The sequence below is a fragment of the Rhodococcus sp. EPR-157 genome (assembly GCF_001647195.1).
GTDB lineage: Bacteria > Actinomycetota > Actinomycetes > Mycobacteriales > Mycobacteriaceae > Rhodococcoides.
The window spans coordinates 1-10343 of record NZ_LVCV01000071.1; the positions used below are offsets into that span (position 1 = coordinate 1).

8 protein-coding genes are annotated in these 10343 nt (G+C 62.5%); 3 read left to right on the forward strand and 5 right to left on the reverse strand.

Going from position 1 to position 10343, the window contains the following annotated elements; genetic code table 11:
- From A2J03_RS03085 to A2J03_RS03100, 4 genes are all read right to left on the reverse strand, one after another.
- A partial coding sequence (locus A2J03_RS03085) for a VOC family protein (RefSeq protein WP_068369563.1) occupies nucleotides 1-768 on the reverse strand: 768 nt, incomplete at its 3' end.
- Between the two features lie 29 nt (nucleotides 769-797).
- Entirely contained in the window at nucleotides 798-2330 is a 1533-nt protein-coding gene (gene hpaE / locus A2J03_RS03090) for a 5-carboxymethyl-2-hydroxymuconate semialdehyde dehydrogenase (RefSeq protein ID WP_068369546.1), read from the reverse strand.
- 18 nt (nucleotides 2331-2348) lie between these two features.
- Nucleotides 2349-3020, reverse strand: a complete 672-nt coding sequence (locus tag A2J03_RS03095) for a GntR family transcriptional regulator (RefSeq protein ID WP_068369549.1) — start codon at nucleotides 3018-3020, stop codon at nucleotides 2349-2351.
- Entirely contained in the window at nucleotides 3017-4513 is a 1497-nt protein-coding gene (locus A2J03_RS03100) for a fumarylacetoacetate hydrolase family protein (RefSeq protein ID WP_068369552.1), read from the reverse strand. Before A2J03_RS03100 ends, A2J03_RS03095 begins: the two co-directional genes overlap by 4 nt.
- 121 nt (nucleotides 4514-4634) lie before the next feature.
- Between A2J03_RS03100 and A2J03_RS03105 the strand changes: the two genes are divergently transcribed.
- From A2J03_RS03105 to A2J03_RS03115, 3 genes are read left to right on the forward strand one after another with little or no spacing between them, the layout of a single operon-like run.
- Entirely contained in the window at nucleotides 4635-6014 is a 1380-nt protein-coding gene (locus A2J03_RS03105) for an MFS transporter (protein WP_068369554.1), read from the forward strand.
- A 2-nt stretch (nucleotides 6015-6016) separates the two neighbouring features.
- The gene (locus tag A2J03_RS03110; RefSeq protein WP_068369557.1) at nucleotides 6017-7939 is read left to right on the forward strand and encodes an FAD-binding monooxygenase; all 1923 of its coding nucleotides are present in this window, start codon (nucleotides 6017-6019) and stop codon (nucleotides 7937-7939) included.
- Entirely contained in the window at nucleotides 7936-9405 is a 1470-nt protein-coding gene (locus tag A2J03_RS03115) for an NAD-dependent succinate-semialdehyde dehydrogenase (RefSeq protein ID WP_068369560.1), read from the forward strand. Before A2J03_RS03110 ends, A2J03_RS03115 begins: the two co-directional genes overlap by 4 nt.
- Before the next feature lie 51 nt (nucleotides 9406-9456).
- Here A2J03_RS03115 and A2J03_RS03120 read toward each other — a convergent pair whose 3' ends face one another.
- The gene (locus A2J03_RS03120; RefSeq protein ID WP_068369566.1) at nucleotides 9457-10047 is read right to left on the reverse strand and encodes a TetR/AcrR family transcriptional regulator; all 591 of its coding nucleotides are present in this window, start codon (nucleotides 10045-10047) and stop codon (nucleotides 9457-9459) included.
- Between the last annotated feature and the right edge of the window lie 296 nt (nucleotides 10048-10343).

Consider the following 10343-nt stretch of genomic DNA (forward strand, 5'->3'; position numbering starts at 1 on the left):
CATGCGCAGTGAGCCGAGTTTGTCGCAGATCGCGATGATGTTGTGCTTCTCGTGGGTTGCGAACGCCACGTGATGCATGCGCGGACCATCACCGCCCGTCATGGCGGTGTCGTGGACTGTCGACTTTCGACGCATCCACGCGGCATACGTTGTCCCGGCTTCGTCCTGGATGTCCTCCGTGACGCGGAACCCGAGATCCTCCATGTACCCCACTGCGCGTGGGACGTCGGGAGTGACCTGGTTGAAGTGATCGAGGCGAACGAGAGCGCCCGGGGTGTAGAGGTGGTAGTGCCATGCCAGGCGCTCGACGTGTTCGACGTCGTAGAAGAACTCGTACGGGAAGCCGAGCGGATCTTCGACACGGACCGAGTCGCCGATTCCCTTGGTGAAACCCTCTGCGCGACGTTCGACGCGGCAACCGAGTTCGGTATAGAAGGCAACCGCGTTGTCGAGCTCTGCCGGGCTACGGACTCGATAGGAGAATGCGGCAACTCCGGCGACAGGGCCCTTGCGCAGCACCAAGTTGTGGTGGATGAACTCTTCGAAGGACCGAAGGTAGACGGTGTTCTCGTCCTCCTCGGTGACGACGAGGTCGAGGACGTCCACGTAGAACTTGCGTGAGCGTTCGAGATCGGTCACGACGAGTTCCATGTACGCGCATCGGAGTACGTCCGGGGGAGTGGCACTCGGCGTAGGCACAGGGTTCGTCGAACGGATTGGATTGCTCTGTGTCACAACAGGCTCCGGAGAGGTGGGCGTGATGGTCATGTCAGAAGAGTCCTTGGTCGGGGAGGGAGTCAGTGCTGTGCGGAGTCGGCTTTGCCGAAGGTCGGGTTGTGAACCTTGCCCAGGGTGATGTGAACGGCTTGCTGCTGGGTGTAGAAGTCGATGGAACGGTATCCACCCTCGTGGCCCAGCCCGGATGCCTTGACGCCACCGAAGGGCGTGCGTAGGTCGCGGACGTTGTTTGAGTTCAGCCAGACCATGCCGGCTTCGACGGACTGTGAGAAGTTGTGTGCCCGTTTGAGATCGTTGGTCCAGATGTACGCGGCGAGACCGTAGCGGACACCGTTCGCGAGCTCCAGGGCCTCCGAGTCGCTGTCGAACGGTGTGATCGCGACGACGGGGCCGAAGATTTCTTCCTGGAAGATCCGAGCATCGGGCTTGACGTCCGCGAACACCGTCGGAGCAACGAAGTTGCCCACCTCGAAGCCCTCGGCCCGTCCGCCGCCCGCGACCAGTCGTGCCTCGTTCTTGCCGATCTCGATGTAGCTCATGACCTTGTCGTAGTGTTCGGGGTGCACGAGGGCGCCGACTTCGGTTGCGGGGTCGTGTGGGTAGCCGACGTTGATGCGCTTCGCCTGCGCTGCGTAGCGTTCGACGAACTCGTCGTAGATGGGCCGCTCGACGAGGATCCGGCTACCGGCTGTGCAGCGTTCACCGTTCAGCGAGAAGACGCCGAAGATGGTGGCGTCGACGGCAGCGTCGAGATCGGCGTCGGCGAACACGACTGCCGGGCTTTTGCCGCCGAGCTCCATCGACAGTCCCTTCAGGAACGGAGCTGCGTTGGCGAAAATCAGCTGCCCGGTGCTGGATTCACCGGTGAAGGAAATCAACGGGACGCCAGGGTGCTTGACCAGCGCGTCGCCTGCTTCCTCGCCGAGGCCGTTGACGAGGTTGAACACACCCTCGGGCAGACCGGCTTCTTCGAAGATGCCGGCCCACAAAGATGCGGACAGTGGGGTGAACTCCGCCGGCTTGAGTACGACGGTGTTGCCGGTTGCCAACGCGGGCCCGAGCTTCCACGACTCGAGCATGAAGGGTGTATTCCATGGAGTGATCAGGCCGGCAACGCCGATGGGGGTGCGGTTGACGTAGTTGATCTGTCTGCCCGGCACCTTGTAGGTGTCGTCGGATTGAGCCACGATCAGGTCGGCGAAGAAGCGGAAGTTCTCCGCGGCCCGACGCGCTTGCCCGAGAGCCTGGGTGATCGGCAGACCGGAGTCGTACGACTCCAATTCTGCGAGACGTGCGTCGCGAGACTCGACGATGTCGGCGATGCGATGCAGGATCCGAGAGCGTTCGCGGGGCAGCATCCGCGGCCAGGGCCCCTCTGCGAAAGCCTTGGTCGCGGCGTCCACGGCACGGTCGATGTCGGCCTTCTTGCCGGACGCGGCCGTGAGATAGGTCTTGTTCGACACGGGATCCAACACGTCGAAGGTGTCCCCGTCGATCGAATCGACGAACTGTCCGCCGATATAGTGCTGGATTTTGCTGGGCAGGTCCGCGGGGACGGTGTGTTGTCCCTCGGCGGCAACGGTGTCGGTCATGCGTACTCCTAGTCTGAATCAGTAGGCCGGTAGGCCGAGAGTTTCGTCGGGGTGCTCGTGGATCAAATAGGCGTCCAAGGTGGCTGATCGATGCCGCCGCGCGGCCTTCTCGATCTCGCCCAGTGGCGCTCCGATTTCGATGAGGCGCACGATGTTCTCGTGCTCCTGGACCGATTCGTGGGCACGGCCCGGTACGAACGTGAAGGTCGACGCTCGCAGATGGCCGAGCCGACCCCATTCGGATTCCACTAGCGTCACCATGCGGGGATTGACGCACTTGGCGAACAGGATCTTGTGGAACTCCTGATTGAGCGAGGTGAATTGACGGGGGTCGAAATCCTGCAGCGATTCGATCATGCGCTCGTTCACCGCGCGGGCGTGGCGAAGGTCGTCCTCGGAGAGTCGACGGGCTGCCAGTGCGGTGGCCGCACCCTCCAGAATGCTCAAACTCTGCATGCTGTAGCGGTATTCGGTGTCATCGACCATCGAGACATGTGCGCCCACATTGCGTTCGAAGGTGACCATCCCCTCGGCCTCGAGTTGCCTGATCGCTTCGCGCACGGGCACGACGCTAATGTCCAGATCTTTGGCGATGGAACCGAGAACCAAGCGATAGCCAGGGGTGTACTCCTGGCGCGCGATGCGCTCCTTGACGTAGTGGTATGCAATCTGCGATTTGCTCTGGTTCATCGTTGCGCTCCGTGGTTCTGTCGCCAGGACTCGTACTTCTGCTTCCACTCGTCGTTGGGTGGAAACAGGCCGTCGAGAGCGTGTCCTGCGGCGACCTGATCGGCAACCCAGGCGTCTTGCTCTTCCTGTGCGAGTGCATCGTCGGCGACACCTTCTGCCAGAGCAGGAGGAATGACGATCACGCCGTCCCCGTCGCCGACAATGATGTCGCCGGGCTGGACCGTTGCACCGCCGCAACCGATGGTCAGGTCGTGGTCCCACGGGACATGGCGTCGGCCGAGAACCGCGGGATGGGCAGTCGCGGCGAATACCGGCAGACCGATGTCCGCAACCGCATCGCGATCGCGCACCCCGCCGTCGGTGACGACGCCGGCCGCGCCACGTGCCTTTGCGCGCAGCGCGAGGATGTCACCGAGCGTGCCGGAACCGAGTTCGCCGCGAGCTTCGATCACGATGATCTCGCCGTCGGAAACTGCGTCGAAAGCTCGTTTCTGCGCGTTGTAGCCGCCGCCGTGCGAAACGAAGAGGTCCTCGCGATTGGGCACGAACCGCAGTGTGCGGGCGATGCCGACGATCTTGGTGCCTGGAGTCAGAGCGTGTACTCCATCTATCGACACATTGTTCAAACCACGCTTGCGTAGCTGGGCGGACAGGCCCGCAACCGGTACGCGAGTGAGCTTCTCGCGCAGATCCGCGGCCATGCCGCGTCGCGGTGTCGGCTTCAGGCCCGCAGCCTCCGGCGAACCCCACGCGTCGGCTCGTTGCGCATCGTCGACCGAGGGTGTGGACCCGATACTGGCGTCGAACTGTGTGGTGCCCTGCGTGACCGTGGTGACGAGTCGTCCCGACGCCTGTCCTCCGGGGGCATCGACCTCGACCTCGACGACGTCGCCGGGGGACACAACGGACGAACCCGCTGGTGTGCCGGTGAGAATGACATCGCCCGGTTCGAGCGTGAAGTGCTGGGACAGGTCGGCAATGAGCTGTGGGAGCGAGAAGATGAGGTCGGCGGTGGTGTCGTCCTGGACGAGCTCACCATTGACCCAGGTTCGCAGTCGCAACCCGGACGGGTCTACCGAATCGGCGTCGATGACGTGTGGTCCGAGAGGTGTGTAACCGTCGCGGCCCTTCGATCGGACGTTCGACCCTTTGTCGTTCGCCCGCAAGTCGTACACCCCGAAGTCGTTGGCCCCGGTGACCCCGGCGATGTAGCTCCAGGCGTCGTCGATCGATACGTGGTGCGCGGCCTTGCCCACTATCAGAGCGATCTCGCCCTCGAATGCGAGTAGCTCGGTGCCTGCGGGCCGTTCGACCGTTCCGCCGGTGGCTGCCACGGAACTGGACGGCTTGAGGAAGTAGGAGGGATGGGCCGGTCGGCGACCGCGCTGATCTGCACGAGAGGCGTAACTCAGGTGCACCGCAACGATTTTGCCGGGCCTTGTCGGTGAAGGGTTCGCTGCCGTGTCGATTGCAGCGTGGGTTTCGCTGTGCATGTTCCTCCTTGGTAGCAACCCTTGCATCATATCTCAGATCGTATACGATGAGTGACGCAGATCGCAATGATCCCGCGCCGTGCCCTCTGACACCGCGTAGAGCATCAATCAAGGAGTAGCCATGAGTGCACCGCCCCGGCACCCGTCGGAACACGGCCGCCACATCACAGATCGCGAACGTCGACGCGTCGTTTTCGCTGCCGTGGTGGGAACGACCGTCGAGTGGTACGACTTCTTCATCTATGCCGCCGCGGCGGGACTCGTGTTCGGCAACCTGTTCTTCGGGCCTGCGGGCGCGGGTGTCGCCACGATCCTGTCGTTCCTGACCGTCGGAATCAGCTTTCTCTTCCGGCCGCTCGGTGCCTTCTTGGCCGGCCACTACGGGGACAGGTACGGCCGCCGCGTCGTACTGATGGTGACGCTGGTGATGATGGGCGTCGCGACAACCCTGGTGGGCTTGCTGCCGACCTACGGTGCAATAGGAATCGCAGCACCGATCCTGCTGATCTTTCTCCGTATCCTGCAGGGCATCTCGGCAGGCGGAGAATGGGGTGGTGCTGTGCTGATGGCGGTCGAGCACGCCCCCGACAACAAGCGGGGCGTGTACGGGGCCTCACCGCAGGTAGGCGTGCCGTTGGGATTGCTTCTGGCGTCCGGCGTCATGGCTCTGATGACGATCGTCGCGCCCGGTGATGCCTTCGAGCAGTGGGGTTGGCGAGTTCCGTTCCTGCTGTCTGTCGTGCTCATCCTGATCGGCCACTACATTCGTCGGCGCGTCGAGGAAAGTCCGGTGTTTCTCGAGATCGCCGAGCGCAAGGAACAGACGAAGACACCGATCGTCGAACTCTTCCGCAGTCATTGGAAGCTCGTCATCGTCGCGGCGCTGGTATTCGCAGGCAACAGCGCTGTCGGATACATGACAACGGGTGGCTACATCCAGAACTACGCCACCAATCCCGACGGCCCGGTAGGACTCGATCGCGGTCCTGTTCTGTGGGCAGTGGCGGGATCAGCTGTGAGTTGGCTGGTTTTCACCTGGATCGGTGCGTGGGTGAGTGACCGCATCGGTCGTCGGTCGACTTATCTCGTCGGCTGGCTTCTGCTGATCGCCGCTCTGATTCCTTTGTTCACCCTGGTAAACACCGGCAGCGTATGGGTTCTGCTGCTCGGACTGGTTCTCACCACCATCGGGCTCGGATTCACCTATGGCCCCCAGGCAGCGCTGTACGCGGAGCTGTTTCCGGCGTCGGTGCGGTTCTCGGGAGTGTCGATTTCCTATGCGATCGGCGCCATCGTCGGCGGCGCGTTCGCCCCGACGATCGCCGCGGCACTCGTCCGCGCCACTGGAACGACGACCGCGGTCACCATCTACCTCGTGGTGATGGTTCTCTGCAGTCTCGTGGCCACCGCGCTGTTGCGCGATCGCAGCGGTATTCCCCTGGGTCCGGATCATGAAAGAGAACAATCAGTAAGCCCGATTAGAGGATTGGCACAGGTCTGACAATGCAATTTCACCACCACGGCTACGTTTCGGGTGACCCACGCATCGCGAACGCAGCCGGAACCGGTATCGACCGACCCGAGGAACTGCCCGACGAGGTCGATGTCCTCATCGTGGGCACCGGCCCAGCGGGAATGATGACGGCCGCGCAACTCTCCCAATTCCCCTCGGTGACAACACGAATCATCGAGAAGCGGACAGGTCGACTTGCCATCGGGCAGGCCGACGGAATCCAGGCGCGGAGCGTCGAGACGTTTCAAGCTTTCGGGTTCGCGGACCGCATCACCGACGAGGCGTACCGAATCACCGAAATGGCCTTCTGGAAGCCGGATCCGAACGATTCCACGAAGATCGTACGCGCAGCGCGAACCCCGGACGATGCAACCGGGATCAGCGAGTTCCCGCACCTGATCGTCAACCAAGCACGCGTCCTCGACTACTTCGCCGAGGTCATGGCGAACGCGCCCACTCGCATGAAGCCTGATTTCGGGTACGAGTTCTGCACGCTGCAGGTAGGGGAAGGCGAGTATCCGGTCACAGTCACTCTGAAGCGCACAGGCGGCGATTCGGCAGGCCAGTTGCGCACCGTGCGTGCGAAGTATGTCGTGGGATCCGACGGCGCGCGCAGTGCCGTCCGCGACACCATCGGATGTACGCCGATCGGGGACAGAGCATTTCACGCGTGGGGGGTCATGGACGTGCTCGCTGTCACGGACTTCCCCGATATCAGAACCAAGTGCGCGATACAGTCAGGCTCCGGCGGCAGCATCCTGCACATCCCGCGCGAAGGCGGTCACCTGTTCCGGATGTACGTCGATCTTGGTGAGGTCGCCGAGGACGACAACGGAAACGTCCGCAAGACGAGCATCGAGGACATCATCGCTCAGGCGAACGAGATCATGCACCCGTACACCCTGGACGTGAGGGATGTCGCCTGGCACAGCGTGTACGAGGTAGGGCACCGGGTCACCGACCGGTTCGACGACGTACCGGCAGACGAGGTGGGCACCCGTATGCCGCACGTGTTCATCACCGGCGATGCGTGCCATACCCACAGCGCGAAAGCCGGTCAGGGCATGAACGTGTCCATGCAGGACGGGTTCAACCTCGGGTGGAAGCTCGGTCACGTGCTCGAAGGTCGCAGCCCGGAAAGCCTGCTGGCGACCTATACCGCCGAGCGGCAGGTCATCGCGCAGAACTTGATCGACTTCGACAGAGAATGGTCGACAATGATGGCGAAGCGACCCGAGGACTTCGACAACCCGTCGGAGCTCGAGGAGTTCTACGTCAAGACTGCTGAATTCCCGGCGGGCTTCATGACCCAGTACGAGCAGTCGATGATCATCGGCGGCGCCGCGCATCAAGACCTGGCAATCGGATTCACGCTCGGCAAGCGTTTCAAGTCTGTCCCTGTCGTACGGGTGTGCGACGCCAATCCGGTGCACCTCGGTCATCACCACCGCGCAGATGGACGCTGGCGGATCTACGTGTTCGCCGATTCTGCGGCGGCAGGCTCCCATCCCTCCAGTCCGGCACTGGACGAGCTGGCCGACTGGTTGAAGGAGTCCCCCGAATCGCCGGTTGTTCGCTACACACCCATCGGGACCGACGGCGACAGCAGATTCGACATCAAAGTCGTGTATCAGCAAGCCCACACCTCGGTCGATCTCGGCGGGGTTCCCTCGATCTTCCTTCCTCGAGGCGGCCCGTTCGGACTGGTCGACTACGAGAAGGTCTATGCCACGGATCCAGTTGTCGACATATTCGACGAACGCGGAATCGACCGCGACGGGGCGATCGTCGTCGTCAGGCCGGACCAGTACGTCGCGCAGGTACTCCCACTCGGTGCGACCGAAGAGCTGGCAGACTTCTTCGCCGCGAACATGTTGCCGGAGAACACCTCCAACGCAAAGGAATTGGTATGACCGACCGCGAGACCGAACTACTGAACTCGGTCCCAGATGGCCTCTTCATCGGTGGATCGTGGCGTCCGTCGTCGTCGAACGCGACTCTTTCCGTTCACGATCCTGCAACGGGGGAGGTCATCCGCGAGATCGCCGACGCCACCCCGGCCGACGGCATGGCAGCACTCGATGCGGCTGTCATGGCTGCCGACTCGTGGGCTGCTACTCCTGCGCGTCGGCGCGCCGAGGTTCTGCGCCGAGCATTCGACCTGCTGCAGGAACGTCGCGAAGATTTCGCACTGCTGATGACGATCGAAATGGGGAAGCCGCTGGCCGAAGCCAGGGGAGAGGTCGCGTACGGAAGCGAATTTCTGCGTTGGTTCAGCGAGGAGGCCAGTCGAATTCAGGGACGGTACGGCCCGAACCCGGAGAACACCGGCAGAATGTTCGTCACTCAGCATCCGGTCGGGCCTTGTTTCCTCATCACTCCGTGGAACTTTCCCTTGGCCATGGCCACTCGTAAGATTGCGCCCGCCCTCGCCGCCGGCTGCACAGTCGTCGTGAAGCCGGCGGCGTTGACGCCGCTGACGACCTTGCTGCTGGTGAAGATTCTGCAGGAGGCCGGTCTTCCCGACGGCGTGGTCAATGTGGTCACGACGTCGTCGTCATCTGCTTTGTCCGAACCGATCATTGCCGACCCGCGATTGCGCAAGTTGTCGTTCACCGGCTCCACTCCGGTCGGTCAGAGCCTGATGCGCCAGGCTGCGACCGGAGTGCTGCGCACGTCGATGGAACTGGGCGGAAACGCACCGTTCGTCGTCTTCGGCGATGCCGCCCTGGGCAAAGCCGTCGACGGCGCCATCGCAGCCAAGTTTCGCAACATCGGCCAGGCGTGCACGGCAGCCAACCGGTTCATCGTGCACACCTCGATTGCGCAGGAATTCGCCCGTAGGGTCACTGAAAGAGTCGACGGTTTCAAGGTCGGGCGCGGCACCGAGGATGGCGTCACGATCGGACCTCTCATCGACGCCAAGGCTGTTACCAAGGCCGACGACCTGGTCAGCGATGCCGTGCAGCGCGGAGCGACCGTCGCCACCGGCGGCGCCGCGATCGAGCGCACTGGCACCTTCTATGCGCCGACAGTCTTGACCGATGTGGCACCCGGTAGCGACATCCTGCGCGAAGAGATCTTCGGACCTGTTCTAGCCATCTCGACTTTCGACACCGAGGACGAGGCCGTGGCGCTTGCGAACGATACCGAGTACGGACTGGTCTCCTACGTGTATACCGAGGACTTCAGTCGTGGACAGCGCATGATCGAGCGGCTGCACACCGGAATGATGGGTCTCAACGTCGGAGTCGTGTCCAATGCAGCCGCGCCGTTCGGCGGGTGGAAGATGTCCGGTCTCGGTCGCGAAGGTGGAGCCGAGGGGATCCACGAATACCTGCAGACCAAGTACACTCTCACGCCGTCACCGTTCGGGTGAATCGACGGTCTGTTCGAGCTCACTTCTGTTGGAGTTCACTTCTGTTGGAGTTCACTTCTGTTGGAGTTCACTGATGCAATCGTCGAGCATGCGCACTTGGTGGGACTCCGTCATCGCGTCGGGATTCAGCACAGCCATGACCTGTACTCCCATCAGCATCGACAACACCCTGTCGGCGGCCACGGCGACGTCCGTATCGCGGATGTCGCCGTCGTCGTGGGCTTGCTGGAGAAATCCTGTGATCCGCGCCCGCCAGTCGTCCCAGGCGTCGATGTTGATCCGGCCGATCACAGGGTCGTACATCGCCCGCTGCCACAAACTCGTGGCAATCCGTGCCTCCAGCAAGCTCTCCTCGTTCAAGGGGAGGATCTCGCGACAAAGGACGCGAAGTGCATCCATTCCGCGGGCGTCGCCGCTCTTGCCCTCGACGCGCCCGTTGGTCGCGTGATAGACGTGCTCGTACGCGACCTGTAGGACTTCGTCCTTGTTCGCGAAGTAGTAGGCGAGCACTCCGTTGGCGTAGCCGGCTTCCTCGGCGATGGCGCGCATGCTCAGCGCCGACAACCCGCGACTGGCCAGCAATCGCCAGACGGCACCGACGATTTCACGTCGACGCTCGTCGTGATCGACCTTCTTGGGCATCTCGTTCACCACCTTCCGTGGTGTTCCATTCAAGCGTGGGCGACTTGGTACGTCGCGTCTGCCCCAAGGTTGCAGGGTAGTTAACCCGATGCGAATCAGTACGTAACAAAATACGTTCATTATTCCCTACAGACGTAGGAAATACGGGTATCGTTGCGGCACAACACTTTGAACGGAGTCACCGATGGCGATCAGTCCCGACGCAGTCGACCATGAACTGTCCATGCCTACCGAGGGTGAAATATCGGCTGTGCGCGAGATCCTGGCTGCGGCCGGCGTGGTGTCGTCCAGATCTC